The organism is Modestobacter lapidis (assembly GCF_054780755.1).
Map to the genome: position 1 here is coordinate 333,210 of NZ_BAAGVS010000003.1, position 18,459 is coordinate 351,668.

At 69.1% G+C, this 18,459-nt stretch carries 28 protein-coding genes; 10 read left to right on the forward strand and 18 right to left on the reverse strand.

All coding sequences use genetic code 11. The features are described 5' to 3' along the window. Positions 1-47 precede the first annotated feature (47 nt). Both ACYVG5_RS06665 and ACYVG5_RS06670 read left to right on the forward strand, forming a co-directional pair. Entirely contained in the window at positions 48-1,136 is a 1,089-nt protein-coding gene (locus ACYVG5_RS06665) for a maleylacetate reductase (RefSeq protein ID WP_222046038.1), read from the forward strand. Next, the gene (locus ACYVG5_RS06670) at positions 1,133-2,281 is read left to right on the forward strand and encodes a flavin reductase (protein WP_222046040.1); all 1,149 of its coding nucleotides are present in this window, start codon (positions 1,133-1,135) and stop codon (positions 2,279-2,281) included. The genes ACYVG5_RS06665 and ACYVG5_RS06670 overlap by 4 nt, the downstream gene beginning before the upstream one ends. 109 nt (positions 2,282-2,390) lie before the next feature. On the opposite strand, the gene ACYVG5_RS06675 is transcribed toward ACYVG5_RS06670, so the two are convergent. From ACYVG5_RS06675 to ACYVG5_RS06685, 3 genes are read right to left on the reverse strand one after another with little or no spacing between them, the layout of a single operon-like run. Continuing rightward, positions 2,391-2,846: a hypothetical protein gene (locus ACYVG5_RS06675; protein WP_460683044.1), complete on the reverse strand. Its 456-nt coding sequence runs from the start codon at positions 2,844-2,846 to the stop codon at positions 2,391-2,393. After that, the gene (locus tag ACYVG5_RS06680) at positions 2,843-3,316 is read right to left on the reverse strand and encodes a TadE/TadG family type IV pilus assembly protein (RefSeq protein ID WP_460683056.1); all 474 of its coding nucleotides are present in this window, start codon (positions 3,314-3,316) and stop codon (positions 2,843-2,845) included. The genes ACYVG5_RS06675 and ACYVG5_RS06680 overlap by 4 nt, the downstream gene beginning before the upstream one ends. After that, positions 3,313-3,519 carry a hypothetical protein gene (locus ACYVG5_RS06685; RefSeq protein WP_222046042.1) on the reverse strand — a complete coding sequence of 69 codons (207 nt, stop codon included), beginning with the start codon at positions 3,517-3,519 and terminating at the stop codon, positions 3,313-3,315. Before ACYVG5_RS06685 ends, ACYVG5_RS06680 begins: the two co-directional genes overlap by 4 nt. A gap of 485 nt (positions 3,520-4,004) precedes the next feature. On the opposite strand from ACYVG5_RS06685, the gene ACYVG5_RS06690 reads away from it, so the two are divergent. From ACYVG5_RS06690 to ACYVG5_RS06700, 3 genes are read left to right on the forward strand one after another with little or no spacing between them, the layout of a single operon-like run. After that, the gene (locus ACYVG5_RS06690) at positions 4,005-4,550 is read left to right on the forward strand and encodes a hypothetical protein (RefSeq protein ID WP_222046043.1); all 546 of its coding nucleotides are present in this window, start codon (positions 4,005-4,007) and stop codon (positions 4,548-4,550) included. Beyond that, complete coding sequence (locus ACYVG5_RS06695; RefSeq protein ID WP_222046045.1) at positions 4,547-4,876, forward strand: hypothetical protein; 330 nt, start codon at positions 4,547-4,549, stop codon at positions 4,874-4,876. The genes ACYVG5_RS06690 and ACYVG5_RS06695 overlap by 4 nt, the downstream gene beginning before the upstream one ends. Next, on the forward strand, positions 4,873-6,054 hold the full coding sequence (locus ACYVG5_RS06700; protein WP_222046047.1) for a tyrosine-type recombinase/integrase: 1,182 nt from the start codon (positions 4,873-4,875) through the stop codon (positions 6,052-6,054). Before ACYVG5_RS06695 ends, ACYVG5_RS06700 begins: the two co-directional genes overlap by 4 nt. A gap of 112 nt (positions 6,055-6,166) precedes the next feature. On the opposite strand, the gene ACYVG5_RS06705 is transcribed toward ACYVG5_RS06700, so the two are convergent. Continuing rightward, on the reverse strand, positions 6,167-6,340 hold the full coding sequence (locus ACYVG5_RS06705) for a hypothetical protein (protein ID WP_222046049.1): 174 nt from the start codon (positions 6,338-6,340) through the stop codon (positions 6,167-6,169). 126 nt (positions 6,341-6,466) lie between these two features. Here ACYVG5_RS06705 and ACYVG5_RS06710 point away from each other — a divergent pair, with 126 nt between their 5' ends. Genes ACYVG5_RS06710 through ACYVG5_RS06720 form a run of 3 tightly spaced genes read left to right on the forward strand, consistent with a single transcriptional unit; the run spans position 6,467 to position 7,668 of the window. Next, entirely contained in the window at positions 6,467-6,709 is a 243-nt protein-coding gene (locus tag ACYVG5_RS06710) for a helix-turn-helix domain-containing protein (protein WP_222046051.1), read from the forward strand. Between the two features lie 54 nt (positions 6,710-6,763). Next, positions 6,764-7,042, forward strand: coding sequence for a hypothetical protein (locus ACYVG5_RS06715; RefSeq protein ID WP_222046052.1), 279 nt, complete (start codon positions 6,764-6,766; stop codon positions 7,040-7,042). After that, positions 7,039-7,668, forward strand: a complete 630-nt coding sequence (locus ACYVG5_RS06720; protein WP_222046054.1) for a helix-turn-helix domain-containing protein — start codon at positions 7,039-7,041, stop codon at positions 7,666-7,668. Before ACYVG5_RS06715 ends, ACYVG5_RS06720 begins: the two co-directional genes overlap by 4 nt. Before the next feature lie 74 nt (positions 7,669-7,742). Here the strand turns inward: ACYVG5_RS06720 and ACYVG5_RS06725 are convergent, their stop codons facing one another. The 3 genes from ACYVG5_RS06725 to ACYVG5_RS06735 all read right to left on the reverse strand — a co-directional run bounded on the left by ACYVG5_RS06725 (position 7,743) and on the right by ACYVG5_RS06735 (position 9,088). Beyond that, positions 7,743-7,967, reverse strand: a complete 225-nt coding sequence (locus ACYVG5_RS06725) for a hypothetical protein (RefSeq protein ID WP_460683045.1) — start codon at positions 7,965-7,967, stop codon at positions 7,743-7,745. Positions 7,968-8,390: 423 nt separating this feature from the next. Next, positions 8,391-8,609 carry a hypothetical protein gene (locus ACYVG5_RS06730; RefSeq protein ID WP_222046056.1) on the reverse strand — a complete coding sequence of 73 codons (219 nt, stop codon included), beginning with the start codon at positions 8,607-8,609 and terminating at the stop codon, positions 8,391-8,393. Positions 8,610-8,779: 170 nt separating this feature from the next. Next, positions 8,780-9,088, reverse strand: coding sequence for a WhiB family transcriptional regulator (locus ACYVG5_RS06735; RefSeq protein ID WP_222046057.1), 309 nt, complete (start codon positions 9,086-9,088; stop codon positions 8,780-8,782). Between the two features lie 150 nt (positions 9,089-9,238). On the opposite strand from ACYVG5_RS06735, the gene ACYVG5_RS06740 reads away from it, so the two are divergent. Together ACYVG5_RS06740 and ACYVG5_RS06745 are read left to right on the forward strand one after the other, a co-directional pair. Then, positions 9,239-9,889, forward strand: coding sequence for a hypothetical protein (locus ACYVG5_RS06740; RefSeq protein ID WP_222046058.1), 651 nt, complete (start codon positions 9,239-9,241; stop codon positions 9,887-9,889). Between the two features lie 57 nt (positions 9,890-9,946). Then, on the forward strand, positions 9,947-10,225 hold the full coding sequence (locus ACYVG5_RS06745; RefSeq protein ID WP_222046059.1) for a hypothetical protein: 279 nt from the start codon (positions 9,947-9,949) through the stop codon (positions 10,223-10,225). A gap of 23 nt (positions 10,226-10,248) precedes the next feature. On the opposite strand, the gene ACYVG5_RS06750 is transcribed toward ACYVG5_RS06745, so the two are convergent. The 11 genes from ACYVG5_RS06750 to ACYVG5_RS06800 form a co-directional block, all read right to left on the reverse strand. Continuing rightward, complete coding sequence (locus ACYVG5_RS06750) at positions 10,249-13,911, reverse strand: phage tail tape measure protein (protein ID WP_222046060.1); 3,663 nt, start codon at positions 13,909-13,911, stop codon at positions 10,249-10,251. Between the two features lie 330 nt (positions 13,912-14,241). Then, the gene (locus ACYVG5_RS06755) at positions 14,242-14,541 is read right to left on the reverse strand and encodes a hypothetical protein (protein ID WP_222046062.1); all 300 of its coding nucleotides are present in this window, start codon (positions 14,539-14,541) and stop codon (positions 14,242-14,244) included. A gap of 328 nt (positions 14,542-14,869) precedes the next feature. Beyond that, positions 14,870-15,535 (reverse strand): hypothetical protein, encoded by a 666-nt coding sequence (locus tag ACYVG5_RS06760; RefSeq protein WP_460683046.1) that lies wholly within the window; start codon positions 15,533-15,535, stop codon positions 14,870-14,872. Positions 15,536-15,549: 14 nt separating this feature from the next. Further along, entirely contained in the window at positions 15,550-15,990 is a 441-nt protein-coding gene (locus tag ACYVG5_RS06765) for a helix-turn-helix domain-containing protein (RefSeq protein WP_222046065.1), read from the reverse strand. Then, positions 15,987-16,211, reverse strand: a complete 225-nt coding sequence (locus ACYVG5_RS06770; protein ID WP_460683047.1) for a hypothetical protein — start codon at positions 16,209-16,211, stop codon at positions 15,987-15,989. The genes ACYVG5_RS06765 and ACYVG5_RS06770 overlap by 4 nt, the downstream gene beginning before the upstream one ends. 17 nt (positions 16,212-16,228) lie before the next feature. Next, positions 16,229-16,474, reverse strand: coding sequence for a hypothetical protein (locus ACYVG5_RS06775; RefSeq protein ID WP_222046069.1), 246 nt, complete (start codon positions 16,472-16,474; stop codon positions 16,229-16,231). Further along, entirely contained in the window at positions 16,471-17,037 is a 567-nt protein-coding gene (locus ACYVG5_RS06780; RefSeq protein WP_222046071.1) for a hypothetical protein, read from the reverse strand. Before ACYVG5_RS06780 ends, ACYVG5_RS06775 begins: the two co-directional genes overlap by 4 nt. Next, positions 17,034-17,297 carry a hypothetical protein gene (locus ACYVG5_RS06785; protein ID WP_222046073.1) on the reverse strand — a complete coding sequence of 88 codons (264 nt, stop codon included), beginning with the start codon at positions 17,295-17,297 and terminating at the stop codon, positions 17,034-17,036. The genes ACYVG5_RS06780 and ACYVG5_RS06785 overlap by 4 nt, the downstream gene beginning before the upstream one ends. Beyond that, a complete protein-coding gene (locus ACYVG5_RS06790; RefSeq protein ID WP_222046075.1) occupies positions 17,290-17,673 on the reverse strand; it encodes a hypothetical protein in 384 nt (127 codons plus the stop codon). The genes ACYVG5_RS06785 and ACYVG5_RS06790 overlap by 8 nt, the downstream gene beginning before the upstream one ends. Further along, a complete protein-coding gene (locus ACYVG5_RS06795; protein WP_222046076.1) occupies positions 17,670-18,092 on the reverse strand; it encodes a hypothetical protein in 423 nt (140 codons plus the stop codon). Before ACYVG5_RS06795 ends, ACYVG5_RS06790 begins: the two co-directional genes overlap by 4 nt. Further along, on the reverse strand, positions 18,089-18,316 hold the full coding sequence (locus tag ACYVG5_RS06800) for a hypothetical protein (protein ID WP_222046078.1): 228 nt from the start codon (positions 18,314-18,316) through the stop codon (positions 18,089-18,091). Before ACYVG5_RS06800 ends, ACYVG5_RS06795 begins: the two co-directional genes overlap by 4 nt. Positions 18,317-18,459: the final 143 nt, after the last annotated feature.

The following is an 18,459-nucleotide window of genomic DNA, read 5'->3' on the forward strand; positions in this document are numbered from 1 at the left end:
CCGAGGCTTTTCGCGTCCGTTAACGGGTCATGGACACGCTCTCGTCCATGCGCTTCGTGCACGACATGCCCGGTCCCCGCGTCGTCTTCGGCGCCGGCAGCCTGCACCGGGTCGCCGCCGAGGCCGCCGCCCTGGGCGGCGAACGGGTCCTGCTCGTGGCCGGCTCGCACTCCGCGGACGCCCGCGACGTGCTGGCGGCGGACCTGGGCGCACGTCTGGTCGGCGGCCTCACCGGGGTGACCGAGCACGTTCCGGTCGAGGTGGCGCGCGCAGCGGTCGCGGAGGCCGACCGGTGCGGTGCCGACCTGGTGGTCGCCCTCGGCGGCGGATCGGCGACCGGACTGGCGAAGGCGGTGGCCAGGGAGCGGCGGCTGCCGGTCCTCGCAGTCCCCACGACGTACGCGGGCAGCGAGATGACGTCGATCTGGGGCCTCACCGACGGAACCCGTAAGACGACCGGCCGCGATCCCCGGGTCCTGCCCCGGACCGTCGTCTACGACCCGGACCTAACGCACTCGTTGTCCCCGTCGCTCACCGCGGTCAGCGGGATGAACGCCGTCGCACACTGCGTCGAGGCGACGTACAGCAGCGATGCCTCGCCGCTGGTCCGGCTCGCCGCCGTAGAGGCGGTGCGCGCGCTGGCCGACGCGCTTCCCCGTTGTGTCCGTGAACCCGGGGACTCCGACGCGCGGGCGCTAGCCGCCTACGGTGCCTGGCTCGCGGGCATCGCTCTCGGCAACGCCACGATGGGCATCCACCACAAGCTCTGCCACGTGCTCGGCGGCGCCCAGCGGCTCCCGCACGGCGGGCTCCACGCGGTGCTTCTGCCATACGCCGCGGCGTACAACCGTGAGGCCGCGCCCGAGCCGATGGCGGGGCTCGCCGCCGCTCTGGGCGCCGAGGATGCGCCCACGGGGTTGTGGGAGCTGGCCGGGCGGATCGGCGCGCCCCGGAGCCTGGCCGAGATCGGCTTCGACCCAGCGGGCATCGACGACGTGGCCGCCACGGTCGTCACCGCGCCCCCGAGCAACCCCCGCCCCGTCGACGCGGGGTCCCTCCGCTCGCTGCTGCTCGCCGCACTGGTCGGCAACCGGCCCGATCGCAGCCCCGTCCTGATGACCCAGGGAGCGTCATGACCGTCTCCGGCCCACCCACCGTGACCACCACCACCGATCAGGCGGTCTTCCGCGACGTCGTCGGCCACTTCACCAGCGGGGTCACCGTCATCACCACCCGGGACGGCGGCCAGCAGTTCGGCGTGACCGCCAGCGCCGTCTCCTCGCTGTCGATGGACCCCCCGATGGTGCTGGTCTGCCTCAACCGACGGCTGCCCACCAACGACGCGGTGCGGTCGTCGGGGGTCTTCGCGATCAACATCCTCTCCGAAGACCAAGGCGAACTGGCCACACAGTTCGCCACCCGGCACCCGGACAAGTTCCGGGACGTGGCGCTCGCCGCGGGGACGCTCGACGTACCGGTGATCGCCGAGTCCCTCGCTCACCTCGAGTGCCGGGTCCGCGAGTGCGTCGACGTGGCCACGCACAGCGTCTTCTTCGCCGAGGTGCAGACCGCGACCGCCGGACCCGGTGCACCCCTGGCCTACTTCCGGGGGTCCTTCGGACGGTTCGCCGAGACGCTCGACGACTCCGTCTACCGCGAGATCCGTGAACGCGTTCTCAGCCGAACCGTCGCACTCGGCGAGTCGATCACCGTGGAGGGCATGGCCACCGAACTCGACGTCGGCCGGGCGCCGGTCTTCCGCGCCCTCCAGCAACTGCGTTCGGACGGCCTGCTCGTCGCCGGCAGCGGCGGGTACACCGTCACGCCGGTCACCGTGGAGACCGCCTGGCAGGCCTACGACGCCCGCGCCGCGATCGAGTGCGGCGTGATCGACCAGATGGGCGGCTCCCTCGCCGCGGACCAACTCGCGAGCCTGCGTGCAGCCGCCCAAGGAACACTGCCCTGGATTGCCGCCGACCGGTTCGTTGACGTCGACGCCTACGTCACCGCCAATGCCCACTTCCACGAGGCCGTCGTCGGGCTCGCCGGGAACGCCAGCCTGTCGGCGGCGTACCGGAGGTTGTCACTCCCCGCGGTGATGTCCCGGGCACTGCACGGCGTGGAGAAGACCCTCGACCGCTTCACTGCCGACCACGTCGCGGTCGTGGACTTCCTCGAGGCGCGAGACCCCGACGGGGCACGGGCGCTCATCCTGGACCACACCGAGGCCGGGAAGGAGCGGGTCCGGATCGCCATCTCGGCGGCCGGCGGCGCCTACTGACCGGCACGATTTCGCCGTCCGGTGACCTGCCGCGCTCACGGTCGTCGGCTGCTCGCCTGTGTCCGCCGTCGGGGACGCAGGCGATGAGCGCACAACGGCGGCGGTCAGCTCAGCCGTCGACGTACCGGTCCCGCTCGACGACGAACTGCCCGGTGGCGGTGTTGGCGTCGATGAACTCCGGCAGCAGCGGGATGCGCACCGTCACGGTCACGCAGACCGAGAACTCCTCCCCCGGCGTCAACGCCGGCAGGTAGGTACCCGCCGCACCGCACCCGGCGCCCACCGGCGCGTACGCCAGCCGGACGTCGGTCGCCGCCACCGACTGGTCCTGCACGGCCAGCGCGACGGCCGCCTCCGCCCGCGACTGCCCGCTGACCGGGTCCGGCGCGGTGCCCAGCGCGCGCCCGGCCTCCCGCGCCGCCGCATTCGCCGCGAACACCCCGCGCTGCACCGCCGAGAACCCGGCGACGATGTACACCAGCGGCAGGAACACCACCAGCGCGATGAACACGAACTCCACGATCGCCGACCCGCGCTCGCCGTCGTCGCCCCGCCGGCGGCTCACGGCTCCTCCTCCACCGCACGCCCGGTGGCGCGCAACGGCAGCAGGTCACCCAACGCGGCGAACAGGCTGGGCACCGCCCCCGAGCACTGGACGACGACCAGCGTCAGGCCGCTGTCGTCCACCTCCTGCACCGAGGTGCACGCCAGCCCCGCCGCCGTTCCGTCCGACGTCGCCGCGGCGACCACCTCCAGGGTCCGCGCGGCGCCCATCGCCACCGGCACGTCCGCGTTGGCCGCGTACCGGGCGCCCTCCTGGGCGCTGGCCACCACCACGTTGCGCACGTGCACGTAGACCGCGACCTGCAGCACTGCCAGCAACAGCGCGACGACCAGCACTCCGACCAGCACGAAGTCGACGACCGCGCTGCCCCGCTCGCGGTCGCCGTCGCCTGGCCCCTCTGCAGGGTCCCGCCCCGGCCCCCGTGCAGGGCCCCGCTGCGAGCCTGCGAGGAGCGGGGGGTCCTGGATCAGCCGGCACTCGTGACGGAGGTCAACGCGTTCTGCACGGCGGAGACGATCGCCTCGCGGAACGGGATGAGGATCGCCAGCACGAGGGCCGCCGTCATCACCGTGATCATCACCCAGCCGGGGACATCGCCCCGCTCGGCATCCTCGCCCCGCGCCCGGTCCACCAGGGCCGCCAGCGCAGCGATCAGGAACGCATACATGCGCATCCGTCGTCCTTCCTCCAGTTGATCACCGGCGTCACTGCGCCAGCGAGACGATGCTGATCAGCCCCGGGAACAGGGCGAACAGAACGGTGACCGGCAGCACCAGGAAGACGACCGGCACCGCAAGTGCCAGGGTCACCCCGTCCTCGAAACGAGGGTGACCCCGCCCGGTGCTGGAACACCAAAGCGGGGTCTTGATCTCCCGCCCCAGGAGGCAGAAGACCCATGCCGAACGCTACGCATCGCATCCGGCAGGACGACTACGTCCGCCACATCGACAGCCCGCTGTACCCGCCGCCCGTTGCCATCGCCGCGGCTTGGTCACGGCTCCGTCAGCTCGCCGGGACGTCCGCGTGACGCGCCGGCAGCGCATCGACCTTGAGCTGCTGCTCATCATCCGCCGCGCCGAGCGGGACACCCGCCGCGCCACCGAACCGTCAGACCAGCCCGCTACCCACACCGCACGCTGACCGAAGGAGCCCACAGCCATGCCCCGCTTCGCCACTGACCGCAACGACCCGCACTTCGCCATGTACTGGGTCACCGAGGGCCCGTTCCCGAAGCAGCTCTCTGACGTCGTCATGTACGCCCATCGCGAGGGGCTCATCTCGGCAGACGACCTGTTCGACCGAACCGACGACTGGATGGCTGACGCCGCCAAGGTCGACCGACTCCTCTGGGAGCGCGGCGCCTGGGCCGCGTACCGGAAGGCGCTGACCCCACACCTGTTCTTCTCCGAGTGCCCGTTCTGGTGCCACGGCCAGCACCCGAAGGTCGGGATCGGCGGGGCCCACTGCGACGCGATTCACCACCAGCTGCCCGTAGGGGAGTACACGCGAGCCGACGGCAGCGTGATCGAGGTCGTCATCAACACGTGGCAGGACGACACCGGGATGGAGCCGCCCCAGGTCGACGAGTTCGGCGTGGCCGAGGACGACGTGTTCGACGCAGAGGAGTTGGTCTTCCTCGCCGACGCGCACAAGAAGGCCGAGGAGCTGCTGCGGGCGATCAAGATGCACGGCGGTGACGTGTGAGCGGCAAGACGTACATGCTCAGCGACGACCGCGGTGAGCCGCTCGGCGTCGTCAGCCTGGACGCCATCAACACTCGGGCCAACCGTCTCGCCTTCACCCTCGCCGCGGTCAGCAACAAGCCGCGGGAACTGGAGCGGCTCACCGAGGAGGCGATCGCGGAGCTGGGTTCGCGGGAGTTCGGTTACGTCGCGGCCGGCGCGCTCGGGATCGTCGTGCAGGACATCCTCGAGCCGCTCGTCCAGATCGCCGAGGAGGTCGGCGTCCCGATGCGGGAGCGCCTGACCGACGATGCTGGCGAGCTGCTCAGGGCGGTGAAGGGACTGTGACCGCGCTGCGACTGGTCGACAGCCCGGCCAGAGGTGACACCGACCCGGACCTCCTGGACTACCTGGAGTGGGGCCGCGAGCTGCGTGGCCTCCGTCCCAACACCCTCCGCGTCCGCCGCGACGTCGTACAGCGCATGGTCTTCCGCGTCGGTAAGCCGCTGCGCGAGATCAGTGAGGCCGACCTACTGGCGTGGGAGCGCACGTCTGTGGCCGGCCGCGCCCCGGAAACGCGCCACGCGTACATCAGCCACGTCAGGGCGTTGTTCCAGTGGGCGGTCAAGATGCAGATCGTCGCCGTCGACCCATCAGGCAGCCTGACGCAACCCAAGATCGCCCAAGGCGTCCCGCGCCCTATGCCCGAGGCAGACCTGCACAAGGCAGTCGAGAGCGCCACGCCAAAAATCCGGTTGATGATTCTCCTCGGTGCCTTTTGCGGGTTGAGGTGCCAGGAGATTGCCGGTCTGCACTGGAGCGACCTCCAGACAGGGGATGAGGAGACGACCCTGCTGGTGCGGGAAGGCAAGGGCGGCAAGGAACGCGTGGTCCCGGCCCCCGTTGTCGTCATCGAAGCGATGGTGGCCCACGGTCGGCGGCGATCCGGACCGATGTTCTACGGCCGCGACGCCCGACAGATCGCGCCTCACTCGGTATCGCAGAGCGTCAACCATCACCTGAAGCGTCAGGGCATCGCTGCAACCGCCCATCAGCTGCGGCATCGGTACGCCACGGTGACCTACCGACTTTCCAAGGACGTCCTGATGATCCAGGAGTTGCTCGGTCACAACTCGCCGCAGACCACCGCCCGCTACACGGCCTACGACAAGAGCAAGGTGACGGAGGTCGTCAAGGCGCTGGACGCGGCGTGGCTCGGGCGGGAGGAACTCCCGTCGGAACCAGCGACCAAAGCAGAGACTGCGGCTCTCACGAGCCTCCTGGCCGAACGCGGCCCGGCGCAGGAGTCGGAGGATTCCGAGCTGGTCGTCGAACCGGTCAAGCAGATGACGTCGCTGCCTCCGGTGCCGGGTCGGTCGAGGCCCGCCCGAGCCTTCGACCGTCCCGTGAGGCTGAAGGTTTCCTCGGCGGAGAACACCTCCAGCAAGAGGCCGACCGTCGCCGATCTTGGGTTATTGGGTCCGCGGGTGCGGACGCCCTTGTTGTCGGAGCCACCCCAGCGCTGACCCGCAAGAGCACTGAGCCCCGCCGTCGCGATGACGGCGGGGCTCAGTGCTGTCGCGAGGGGGGGCTTCGACTGCTCAGAAGCTGAGCGGTCCGCCCCGGCGCCCGCTGCGGTCAGTTGGAGAGTGTCAGCAGCATCATGACCACGCCGATGACGGTGAAGACCATCCAGACCGTGAGCATGCCGCGCATGGACTCCAGCGCCTTGGTCTGCCGGCCGATGTGCTCGGCCTGAAACTTCTGCCACGGGTCGGTGATCGTCTCGGGGGTGAGGTCGCTGCGGTCCATCGATTACCTCCACGTCATCGCGTGCCGCACTTCGGCGGCCGTCTCTGTCTCGTATCGGCAGCCGCCTCGACCAGCACGCCCCCGTCCCGACATCGGGCAGCCGCCAGGGCTCGCTACGCTGCCCGCGTGCCCGAGTTGCTCTCCGCCGCCGTCGGGCGGGAGATCCGCCGGCTGATGACTGAGCGCGACGTGAGCGCCTACGCGCTCTCCAAGAGCACCGGCATCCCGCAGTCGACACTGAGTCGGAAGTTCAACGGCGCGGCCTCGTTCGACTTCGACGATGTCCAGAAGATCGCCCCAGTCCTGTCGACGGACGCCACGTCTGTCGTGCGTGCGGCCGAGCGGAGCGGCACTAACCCGACCGGGTGATTCTGCTTCCGTTTTCGGGTGTAGTCGAAGGCCGATACTGCCGATTTCGGAAGTATGGAAGCCACCACGCTCCTCCCCTCCCCCAGGATCACCGCCGCGATCCTCGAGGCCGCCACGTACGCCCGCACCGCTGTCGTCGTGCAGGACGCCCACGGCGCCGTCTACACCCTCGACCGACTCAATGAGGCCCAGGCGGCCGACCCGGACCTCACGGTGCTCCTGGACCACTACGCGGCGATGGACTACGTCGCCTGCTCCGGTGGCCGGATCGCCGCCGCCGCACGGGCCGCAACCGTCACCCTGGCCCAGCAGCACGCCCGGGGTCTCCTGTGACCGCGGCGGTCGACGGACGGGCACCGACGATCCTCACCGAGTGGGGCGCCCGGAAGCTCACCCAGCGCATCCGGGCCAAGGTCGCCGACGCCCTCGACCTGATCGTGCAGGCGTGGGAGGGCCGCGCCTGGGAGGCGCTGGACTACCCGACGTGGGACGACTACCTCGCCGCCGAACTCCCGGAGGTCAAGGCGTTCCGGCTGCCGATCGACACCCGCCGTGATGCTGTCGCCGCCTGGTCCGCCCGGGGCATGTCCCAGCGAGCCATGGCCGCCGGTCTCAACGTCTCCCCGGCCACGATCGCCGCCGACGTCGCCGAGGTCGTGCCGCACGACGAGGACGCCACGGTCGTCTCCCTGGATGGCCGGCAGCGCAAGGCGCGGGTCCGCCGCGAGCGTCCTGCGCCCGAGCCCCCGCCGGCCATGACGAAGCGCGACCGGGCCGTGCAGCTCGTCGCCGAACAGGGCGACCGCGGGCTCACTGTCAAGGAGCTTTGCGCCCTCACTGACTGGCCGCAGACCACCGCCAGCGGCACGCTCACCCCGCTGGAGCGGCAGGGACGCATCCGCCGCGTGTCGGTCTTCCGGCTCGGATGCGCCGCCTACATCGTCGCAGCACAACATTGAGTCGCGCCGGCATCTCGACGGCGGCGCTCAATGTTGTTCGGAACGCCTCAGGACACGTCGGAAAAGCGTGCCGTCTAGAAGCCGTAGATCCGCTTGCGTTCCTCGGCGGCCGTACGGCGGCGGTCGGGATAGCGCTGGTTCCGCCACCCGGCCAGGAGCGCAATGGGGAGCAGGATGAGCAGCCAGGGATGGAGCGCGAAGACCACTAGGCCGACGATGACGCCGAGAATGAGCGCAAGAACCGTGAACCCGGCAAGGTGTCCAGCGAACACCGCGGCTGGGGTGATGTTTCGCCTCATACTTCGACTCCTTGGCTGCATGTCCGGTGATGATCTCGATGCGGTCGCAAAGCCGAACACTGATCGTCCGCGGTCATTTGGCCGGCGCAGGCGAAGGTTCAGTGACTCTGCTGACCCTTGACAGGATGACCCACCAGAACAGTGCCATCAACTGCGGGACTGACAGGGCAGCCAGGACTAGCCAAAGGGACCGGTCGGCTAGTAGCACGGTGATGGCCGCCGGGAGGCCAAGGATCGACAGTGCTGGCGGCAGGAGGAGTCGCAGGAGGTCTTCAGGCGCCCGCGGCCCCTCGGCCGCGAGAGAGGCCCCCTTGGCGTCGAACCCCACCGCGAGCTTGCTTGACTCAGGTTCTTTAAGGCCTTCGACCCTCGGGGGCTGTGGGTCAGAGCCGTTCGCCCCTTTCGGCGACTCGTTGCCGGAGCTCACTGCACCTGAAGTTCTCGCGTCTCTCCGTCTGGGGTCCAGACGAGGATCTTTCCGCCGCCCTGACGCGTCTCGAAGGCGTACTTCTCCAGGCTTACTGCGTCGCGCAAGACGTCCTCGACCGACACGTTGCGCTGCTTGGCGATGCGGACCAGTTCTTGGTACACCTCGCCGGCGAAGAGCACACTGACGTCGCTGGTGTCTCTCGTCTGACTCATAGAGGCGACTCCGGAGCGTGATGGTGACTCGTGGCATGAAGAGGCGATAGCAAACCACGGCGGGGATGGCCCAGCCACCTGCGACAACGTTGTGTGATCAACCCGCAGTCCCGTACCCCAAGCTCAAGGACGCAGGACAGCCTCAGCCGGGCAGACGGTCCGGCGTGTCGCTACCACCTGCGACGTCTACGGTCCGTCACCTCCTGCCGCTCGGCGACGAGGAGGCCGCCCCACATCCCATACCGCTCGTCAGCGGCCAGGGCGTAGTCGAGGCAGGCGGCCCGGACCGGGCACCGCCGGCACAGCTCGACCGCCAGCTCGACGCTGTCGCGCTTATCCGGCCACCACGCCTCCGGGTCGGCCGTCCGGCACGGCACCGTGCCCGCGTCAGCTATCTGGCGGGCCAGCTCAGACCACTCGGCGAGCGCCGCGGGCGGGATGGCGAACGCGGGTGCTGGTGCGGATTCAGCGGGAGCCATTCGCTTATTACGTCACAGGACTTATCCGCGCTCCATTCGACGCGCCTCTGCACAACCTCAGGAGTTTCGTCACTTCCTGCCAGGTCGGTTTCGGAACGGCTCCGCTTACCTTCGACCGGTCACCACTGACCCACGAACGGGGAGCTTCCGATGAGTACCGTGATCATGCGCCGCGTCACCGGCCTAGCCATAGCCGCCGCGGCTGCGGTCACGCTGACGGCGTGCGGCAACACCGCCACCGAGGACACCGCCGGCGGGCCGGAGCTGCCCGACGTTCAAAGCGAGGTCGAAGCCAACGCCAGCGCTGACGCCGCAGCCGAAAGCGAAGTCGCAGCCAGCTCCACAACGCCGGCCACCAACGAGCGCGGCAACCTCGTGAAGGGATTCGGCGAGGAGGGTGGCATCACCAGCCCCACGGGCGAGCAGCTGCTGACATTCGCCGTCGACTCGATCACTCCTGACGCGCCCTGCACAGGGAAGTACGCCGAGCCCGCGGAGAACGGCCACATCATCGCGATCGCCTTGCGCGTCAGCACCAGCGCAGCACTGACGGCTGACAACTACATCTCAGTGTCCCCGTACGACTTCAAGTTCATCGGATCCGATGGGATCACTGTCGACGAACTGGCCACAGCGGCGACCTACTCGTGCTTCGACTCAGACCAGACGTTCACCAGCGACGGACTCGGCCCGGCACAGATGTACGTCGGCAACGTCGTCATCGATGCGCCGGAAGCAGCCGGAACCTTGGTGTTCGACCCATCCTGGGGGCAGATGGGCGCCTGGGAGTACAACTTCTGACGCTGCTGCTGACCGGCGGCGTGTCGGTCAGCAGCAGATCAGTGAGAGGCTTCTGTCATGAGTGAAGACATTGTCGTAACAGACGAGGAGATACTCAGGGCGGTTGGCGTTTGTACCGCCCACATTGAGCAGCAGGCCGGCCGAATGAGCGTCCCTGAGTACACGAGACACCTAATCGACGCCCTCGAATCAATGGGCGACCTCAGGCTGGCCCACGCCCTTGTCTTCATCAACACAGTCTTGGTGGACTTGACCGCCGCAGATCGCAAGGTGGGAAAGGGGCAGGTGCTGAGCGATCTAGCTTTCGCTCTCGAGGCACAGAGGGGCGAGAGCTAGATCGCTGCAGCGGTCACAAGTGGTCAGCCATGCAGGAAGTTCTGTGTGTGCTGATTGTCCTGCACAGCGCGGATCATGGCGTTCACGTCGGGCGGGGCCACCACGGTCACCGGGTAGGAGCGGGCGTCGGTCACCGAAGCGACCGCGCCCGAGTTGGACCGCTGCCACACGTCGAACGAATCCGCCGCACGACCGTTAGGCACAACCGTCTCTGGTGAGCCGGTGCCGTTGAACGTGTAGCCGGGCAGCAGCGGCCCGCCCATGTCCCGCACGTGCGGGTTGAGCAGACCGCCCCTCGCGAGGAAGTCGATGTGCGGGTGATCCATGTGGTTCTGCGTGGGCGACCCGCGGTCCGGCATCCGCTTGAAGGCGCCGCCGCCGCGGCCAGCGATGGACTGCTGCCAGATGACGTTGTCCACCCCGAATTGGCGGCGGCCGGGGCCGTTGAAAAAGTTCGCGATGTCCCAGCCGATGCGCAGGTTCGACGTCATCACGTCGATTGCCTTGCCCATTGAGTGCTTCGACGGCGTGTTCGTCCCGTACACGTTCCGCTTGGCGAAGCCGCCGATGTTCCGGATGCCCCACGTGTCCATCACGTACCGCCGGGCGGACGCCGCACGCGGGCCCAAGCCCGACGACGAAGACGGCGACGCCTCCGGCTCTAGGTTCGCGGCCAGCCAGGCGCGCAGCTCATCGAACGCCTTCTCCATGACCGCATCAGCACCGGACGAGATCGGCGGCTGGAAGGGCGCGGTCGACGGCGGGCGCGGAACGTCGTTGATCCCACCGAACGCGTAGCCCTGCACGTCCACACCGAGCCGGCGGCCAGTCTCACGCCAGATGTCCAGCGACCGGGGACGCTTCGCCGGGGAGAGCGGTATGTACGCCTCCCCGCCCGTCTCATCCTCCGCCCACACCCGCCAGTCGCCGGCGGCGGCGATCTGCGCGACGTGATCCTCAATCCCGCCGTCGGCGTGCGGGATCGGCTGGCCGCGCACCCCACGCGGGGCAGCCGGGATGATCGCGTTCTTGCCGAGCGCCGCCAGCACAGGGTTGACCCCGTTGGCGAGGGTGATGCCGTACTGCGCCGCAATGTCGGCGATCGTGCTGGTCCCGGAGGCCAGCGCCTCCGCCGCAGCATCCGCCGCGCCCTGACCCGCCTTCCGCGAGATCCCCGCGAGCACCGGGGCCGCCATCGTCAGCTGCGCGCCCCACGCATCGGTTGCCTCCTTGGACCGCATCGCGGTGATGTCGTCGAACCGGTCCAGCTCCGCATCCGACCGGTTGACCAGGTCGGCCACCAGAGGAGCGCCCTCCGGCCCCATGCGGGCCAACTCGTCCAGCGTGCCCTGAGACACCCGGCCCGCCAACGTGAGCATGTTCGTCTGCCAGTTCGCCTGCGCATTGACCTGTTCCTCGAGGCGACGCATGTACTCGTCGAACGAGAAACCGGTGTCGGTGACGAAGTCCTGCCACGATTCCGCGCTCGCCCCAGCGGCCTCCGCGGCCTTGCGCGCCGCCGATTCCTCCGCGGCCTTCTTCTCGTCCAGCAGGCTCGTGTACACACCCAGGGGGTTGATGAAGTCGGCGAGGGTGGACCCGAGTTCCTCCGTCTTCTTGCGGAGATCCTCGGTGGCGTCCTCACTCAAGCCGAGAGAGGCGGCGTAGGCCCCCAGGCTTCCGTACGTCGACTCAACCGAAGCAGGAATGCCAGCGACCGCAATCGAAGCGGCACCAGTCGCCCCAGCCAGCCCAGTAGCGGACTCCGCGGCAAGGCGCTGCTCGTTCTCCACGCCCTTCAACGCATCCTGATAGCCGGGGAGCAGTTCCCGCAGATCGGCGACACTGCCGCCGTTCCGCTCCACCTCCGCAGCCATCACCTCGAACTGCTTGGCCGCCATGTCGGCGTTGCCACCCTGAACCATCAGCGCAAGCGCCTGGTCGAGCCCCTCGATCTCTTCAAGGCTGCGGCGCCGCGACGCCGCGCCACCACCGGTACCCGCGGCCCCGAAAGTGACGGCGTTGAACAGCGAGCCGCCGAAGTCGTTCAGCCGCTCCATGTTGCTGGGATCGGTGAGTCGCATGACCGCGCCGGAGAACCCGTCGATCTCCGTAGCGAGCCCGCCGCCGAGGGCACGGAACCGCTCGTCCAAAGCGGCCGTGTCCATCGACTTGCCCATGTCCAGCAGGGCGGCCGTCATCTCCTCCATCGTCGCCGGAGTCGGAGCCATCGCGCTGTCGAGGGCGCTGACCGCCGTACCCAGCACAGCCATGCCGGCGGCGATCCCCATCGCCTTGCCGATTTTCCCGAGGCCGCCGGCAACGCCCGGCATGGTCGTGTTCAGCGTCTGGAACGCCTTGTACGTCTCGATGACCCGCGGGAACACCAAGAGGAAAGCGCCAGCCGCGAGAGAGGCCACGCCAGCGACTCCGGCCAGCCCTCCAAGGGTCTTCTGCACCGGGTCAGGCAGATCCGCGAACCAGCCCGCCACGTCGGCGAGCCCGCCAGCGAGGTCCGCCAGCACGGGCAGGAACGTCTCACCGATCTCGATCGCGGCGTCGTTGATCCCGTTGCGAGCGATCGCCAACTGCGAGGCGGTCGTGTCGTACCGCTTCGCGGCTTCCTCAACGAGTGCCGTGTTCTCCTGCCACGACTGATTACCCAGGTCGAGAGATTTCGTGAGAAGGTCACCCGCGCCAGCCATCTGCAACAGCACCGCGGTGTCCTGGGTGCCCTTGTAGCCCAAATCATGCAGGGTGGCGACCACGTTGCCGCCGGACTCCTGCACACCATTGAGTCCCTGCACAACGGCGTCGATGGCCCGAACCGGGTCGCTCTCGAAGGCGCGGGCGAAGTCGGCCGACGACATACCCGCGACCTCGGCGAAGCCTTCCAGCTCAGAGCCGCCGGTCTGGACCGCCGCGTAGATGTCCTGCATGACGCGGGTCATCACGCCGCCGCCACGCTCAGCATTGATCCCGACGCTGACCATCGCGTTGCTGAGCGCGAGCACGTCGGACTCGGACGCGCCAATCAGCTTCGCCGAACCCGTGATGTAGGACGCCATGTTGACAATTTCAGATTCCGTGGACGCCCCGGCGTTGCCGAGAGCGACCAGGGAAGCGCCCAACCGGCCCACATCTTCCGGGGCCGTCTGCATCACGTTCATCATCTGCGCGAGGCTCGTGGCAGCCTCGTCAGCACTCATGTCGGTCGTCTGCGAAAGGTCGACCATCGTCTTGGTGAAGGCGGCGATGTCCTGCCGCTTGACCCCGAGCTGACCGGCCGCCTCCGCAACGGCGGCGATCTCCTTATGCGTGGACGGCAGCGTCCGCGCCAGGCCGCGCAGCTCGCCCTCGAGCGCGGCCATTTCCGTGGCCGAACCGTCGACGGTCTTCGTTACTCCGGCCCAGGCGGATTCCCAGTCGATCGCGGCCTTCACCGTCGCGCCTAGCGCGGCAACCGTGACCGCACCGAACCCGGCCAGCGCCATGCCGGCGTCGTCCCACGCGGCACGGTTGTCCTGCGCCGACCGGGCCAGCCGCCCCAGCGCCGTAGACGCCTGCTGCTGCGACTTCTCCGTCGTCTTGCCGACGTCCTCAGTCGACTTCTTGGCCCGATCCATCTGGGCCTTGAAGTCGTCCACATTGGCCCGGAGGCGGACAAGCACGGTGCGTTCAGCCACGCTCGCACCCTGCGGCCATTTCCGGTTACAGCGGTGGACCGTTTCCGCTCACGGAACCGCCTTCGGCGTCGACCAACGCCCGCGGCAGATGTAGGCGGTGCATCGCGTGACGTTCCCTCGAGAGCAGACCCGGCAGAGGCGACGAGTGACTGTTCCGCCACGCCGCTCGGGCACGCAGGAACGCCGCGAACTCGTCAGCCGTCCACTCCACCGCCCACGGCATGGGCCGGCCGTCAGGCGAGGTCGGCGGCGTCTGCGACGGGCGGAACCGCAGCAGCTCCTGCGGCGGCAGCTCGCCGCTGTCCGCCCGCTGCACTTCCCTACGACGCATCAGACGGCGCCCCGGATGCCGTAGGTGCCACGCACACCCACACGCCGCTGAGGGCGAGCACTGGCCTGCTGGTCGCCCTCCTCCCCATTCGGCAGCCTCAAGGCCGCCAGCAGCCGGGCAAGCGTGATGCGCTGCTGCCGAGCCTCAGTCGCCGCCGGGTGAGCCTTCATGCCCTGCGGCGACTCGACCATCACCCCGTCACGGCGCACCTCGGCATCGAGCTTGGCCAGCAGATCCACGGTGCGAACCGCCTCCACCAGCAGGGCGCGCTCATGCTGCTCCAGGTCGAACACGTCCACCACGGACGACCACAGAGCTAGAGCCTCGGCTCCCACGCCCTCAGGGGACGACTCAGGGGGCTTACGCACGGTCACCGCCGCCCCGGCAGGTCAAGCGATTCAGCTGGCCCGGCCCCCGAGGCACCTCCCGGCGGTCCCGAGTTGATCATGAGGCAAGGGGTCCCCCGCCACCCCCCATCACGGTGGGTGACGAAGGTGGGGGATGACCCGAGCGCGACGGCTGACCGGGCGACCTCCGGGAGTCGACCGGTACCCCTCCGCGCTCGAGATCCACAGTCAGTGACTACGCGTGACGCCATCCCCCCGACCGTCTTGCCACCCGGGACGGTCACGACCGGACCTCCATGGCCTCGCGCTGCTGCTCGTTCCTGACTGCGGCGAGCTGAACACCGGACAGTGCCGCGGCTCCTTCGAGTGGGGTGTCGGCGACCTTGTCGATCTGCTCGTCGCTCAGGCTGCCGAGTTCGCGGGGCTTGAGGCCGCCCAGGGTCATGGCCATGCGGAAGTCGTCCTGAACGGAGTTGGCTGCCTGCTGCCACAGCTCGTTCACCTCGTCGTTGAGGTGAGGCCGAACGTCGAGGAAGGCGTTGGCGACGTTGACCCAGCCGGCCTCGGTTGCCCGTTCGACGATGGCTCGGGCGAGCGGCTCGTCACCCGACCGCTCGGCTCGGGCGAGCAGGGCCAGCGCCTCGCTCTCGGACTTGAGCTGAGCCGCCCGGTCGCCCGCGTCCCGCCGGCTGATGGCGAGGGAGGCGGGATCTCCGGCGACACCGACCAGGCCGAAGACCTTGCTCTCGGTGATGCGACGCTGCCGGTTGACGTTGGCCTCGTGGGCATCGGCCGCAGCCTGCGCCTCGTCACGGATCACGCGGTAGATCCGTGCGAGCTGCTGGCGCCGCCACTCATCGGTGCGTCCTGCTTCGGTGCGGATAACGTCGATCTGCCGGGCGCACTTGGTGCGGATGCCCTCGATCTGCTGTTCCAGGGTGCTCATGTTGTGGCTCCTCCTCACGCGGCCCGCTGGTCGCGGGCGGCTCGGTAGTGCTCGAAGTTCTCCCGGCTGATCCGCCATCGGCCGTTCTCCTGCTCGGCCGGTAGTCGCCCGCTCTGGCAGGCCATCCGGATTGCCCGGTCGGTCTGATCGAGCAGGTCGGCCACCTGCGTGGTGGTCAGCCACTGCGACTTTGGCGCTGGTTCCGGGACGTTCCGCGGGACTGTTCCGTGGACGGAAGCCCGCCAGTTGAGGCCGGCGACCGACAGGCCGATGAGGACGACGTCCACTTCGGCATCTACGCCGCGGACCTCTGACCGGAGGCGGTCCAGCGGCAGGTTCTGGTGCAGCCAGGCGGCGACCCGGGCGGGGACGATGACGACGCCTGCGCCGTCGAGTCCGTGGACGTAGTGCTTCGGGTCCCGGGCGAGCGCCTGAGGCTTCCGCGGGTCGCTCACTCGGCACCCCCGAACTCGTCGTCGACGGTCGGTCGCTCCGGGAAGCCCGGTGCACCCCAGGGGACGAAGAAGACCGTCGGCTCCCAAACCTCCGAGGCGACGCCGACCGGCTCACCGTCGGGACCCTCGACCAACTCGGGATTCCCGATGACGGTCACCGGCTTGCCGTCCATCGCCACGAGTGCGGCGATCTCCTCCCCCGTCCATTGGTGCTGCGTCACGGGCGCCTGGTCGCGGGTCACGCGCCCGGCTCCGGGTTGGCGACCGTGACCAGGCGCAGCGCCACCAGATGCGCGCACTGGTCGGTGCGGGCCGGGCAGTTGCACGTCCAGCCGAACGCCGACGACCACGCAGCCCGGTACAGCTCACCGGAGTCGCCGCGGACGATGGCGATCACGCCGAGCTCGCGGGTCGCGGTACGGATCGTGAGCCGACCTTCGGCGAGGTACCTACGGCCCTTGTTGTGCGCGGACTCTCGAGTCACGCGACTTCACCCGCCTCAGCAACAGGAGTGGGCAGCCACTCGGCTCCGTTGCTGCCGCTCTTCGCCGACCCCTTGGGTGGCGAGACGCAGGCGCCGTCGTGGGCACCTCGTGTGCCGCGGTGTTCGTCTACTGCCAGGTACTCACTGACGTGAGTGCTCTGTTCTTTATTGAAGTGCGCCACTAGGTGGCGCACAGAACTTGAGTTCTGGACACGAGTAGATGGCGCACAGAACTCCTCGTCTGCGCGCCAGGAGTGGCGCACAGAACTGCCCGGACCGTCGGTCGGGATGGTGGCGAGGTAGACCGCCATCCGACGCTTGCCGGCCGGTGTCTCACGCGTCAGCCACCCCGCTTCGACGGCTCGCTGGAGGTGTCTGTCGACGGTCCGCGGCGGTAGGCCGGTGGCCTCCACCATCTGGTCCCGCCAGGCCTTTAGTTCGCCCGTGGGCGTCATCAGTTCGACCAGGCACAGGAGGGTGCCCCGGACGACGCGCTCGCTCTTGGGGAAGGCGTCAGAGGTGACGGCTTGCCGCCACTTGAGCCGAGGGGTCAGCCGGGTCACCGGTCCACCGCCACGAGTTCGACCATCCGGCGGTCACGGTGCTCGACCAGGGCGAGGATGTCGTCCACCCGGTCGACCGGGCACGTGAGGCACTTCTGCCGGGGGCACCACATCCGCGGGACGCCGATCTCGTCGAGCACGGAGGCGAGGCCGTTGCCGCGCATCCAGGCCGACCTGCGGCCGACTTCGATGCTGACCATCCGGTCGCCGCCGCTGCGCCGGCGCCGCTGCTTCGGGAAGGGCAGGTAGCTGTCAGGCACTGGGCACCAGCCCCAGGTGCCGCCGCTGCTGGCGCGCTCGTCCGGCCCGATCGGGTTCGCCGCGCCGGTCACACAACTCGGCGTAGCTGGGCCTGTTCGCGGTTCGATGGACCTCGGCCACAATCTCCGGGGTCCATCGGGCGGGCTCGTCGTCGGCGCCCTGGCCGGCTTCGAGCTCCGTCCGCAGGCGCCATGCACGCCACTCGGGATCGGTTTCGGCGCGCCAGCATTCGGCGGCCAGGACGGTGGCGGCGACCTTTCTGCGGTCGTTGTCGGGCAGGGCGACCCACTCGGGGGACCCGTAGTCCGGGATGGGCCCGTCTGCGGCACTGATCAGCGCGGTGGCCCACGGGATGGGGCTTGGGAGAAGGCTCACCGGGCGTCACCGCCGACCCACTGGCGCATCCATGCCGCGTGCCGTTGTCGGCGGGTGGACTGGATGAAGCCGACGGGGCGGATGATCCCGGCTTTCGCGGCGGCCATGAAGAACGCGCCGATGTGGTTGGGGTGCGACGGCTCGGGTGCACCGATCTCGCGGCAGGTGTCCGAGCAGAACGGAACGCCGCTGGCGGCCAGGTGCTCGATCGCGGTCGACCAGCAGGACCGCGTCCACTTGTCCGCACTCTCGAACGTCGCCTGTAGCTTCTCGTCCTGCAGAAGGCGGTTCAGCTCGTCGAGCGTCAGGCGTGCCGAACTGTCACCGCTCGCCCTACAATCAGCAGCGAGAACCTGCGGCTTGGCGGCGGCGGACTCGGGAAGGGCGGCCCCTGGCAGGGCCGCCTTTTCGTTTATCACGCGGCCGCACCCCGATCCGGGGTCGAGCCGTGCAGCAGCAGGGCGAGCTTCTCTCGCTGCTCATTCGTCAGCGGTGGCGCGGTGGCCAAGACCTTCTGGACGTACTCGGTGATGCGCTCGGCGGCCAGTTCTCGCCTGGCGTCGTCGGCGTTTGCCTTGCCCCAGCGCACAGCGGCGCCAGCGCGGGCGGTGCTGTTGCGGAGAGTCGGACTACTTGCGGGCATGCGGGAACCCCTCGGGTTCCGGTTGCCCTACTTCATCCGGTTCGGCATTCCATGCCGGGCGTCACGTGCTGCTGTCACGATAGCAAGAGATTGTGACGAGTCAAAGACGCAGCGTGAAAGGCGCTCCGGGGCGGCCCTTTCGC

What these genes read in the sequence shown, in the direction of transcription:
- ACYVG5_RS06665 (WP_222046038.1), top strand. Translation starts at nt 48, where the DNA reads ATGCGCTTCGTGCACGACATGCCCGGTCCCCGCGTCGTCTTCGGCGCC.
- ACYVG5_RS06670 (WP_222046040.1), top strand. Translation starts at nt 1,133, where the DNA reads ATGACCGTCTCCGGCCCACCCACCGTGACCACCACCACCGATCAGGCG.
- ACYVG5_RS06685 (WP_222046042.1), bottom strand. Translation starts at nt 3,519, where the DNA reads ATGCGCATGTATGCGTTCCTGATCGCTGCGCTGGCGGCCCTGGTGGAC.
- ACYVG5_RS06690 (WP_222046043.1), top strand. Translation starts at nt 4,005, where the DNA reads ATGCCCCGCTTCGCCACTGACCGCAACGACCCGCACTTCGCCATGTAC.
- ACYVG5_RS06705 (WP_222046049.1), bottom strand. Translation starts at nt 6,340, where the DNA reads ATGGACCGCAGCGACCTCACCCCCGAGACGATCACCGACCCGTGGCAG.
- ACYVG5_RS06715 (WP_222046052.1), top strand. Translation starts at nt 6,764, where the DNA reads ATGGAAGCCACCACGCTCCTCCCCTCCCCCAGGATCACCGCCGCGATC.
- ACYVG5_RS06725 (WP_460683045.1), bottom strand. Translation starts at nt 7,967, where the DNA reads ATGAGGCGAAACATCACCCCAGCCGCGGTGTTCGCTGGACACCTTGCC.
- ACYVG5_RS06730 (WP_222046056.1), bottom strand. Translation starts at nt 8,609, where the DNA reads ATGAGTCAGACGAGAGACACCAGCGACGTCAGTGTGCTCTTCGCCGGC.
- ACYVG5_RS06735 (WP_222046057.1), bottom strand. Translation starts at nt 9,088, where the DNA reads ATGGCTCCCGCTGAATCCGCACCAGCACCCGCGTTCGCCATCCCGCCC.
- ACYVG5_RS06740 (WP_222046058.1), top strand. Translation starts at nt 9,239, where the DNA reads ATGAGTACCGTGATCATGCGCCGCGTCACCGGCCTAGCCATAGCCGCC.
- ACYVG5_RS06745 (WP_222046059.1), top strand. Translation starts at nt 9,947, where the DNA reads ATGAGTGAAGACATTGTCGTAACAGACGAGGAGATACTCAGGGCGGTT.
- ACYVG5_RS06760 (WP_460683046.1), bottom strand. Translation starts at nt 15,535, where the DNA reads ATGAGCACCCTGGAACAGCAGATCGAGGGCATCCGCACCAAGTGCGCC.
- ACYVG5_RS06800 (WP_222046078.1), bottom strand. Translation starts at nt 18,316, where the DNA reads ATGCCCGCAAGTAGTCCGACTCTCCGCAACAGCACCGCCCGCGCTGGC.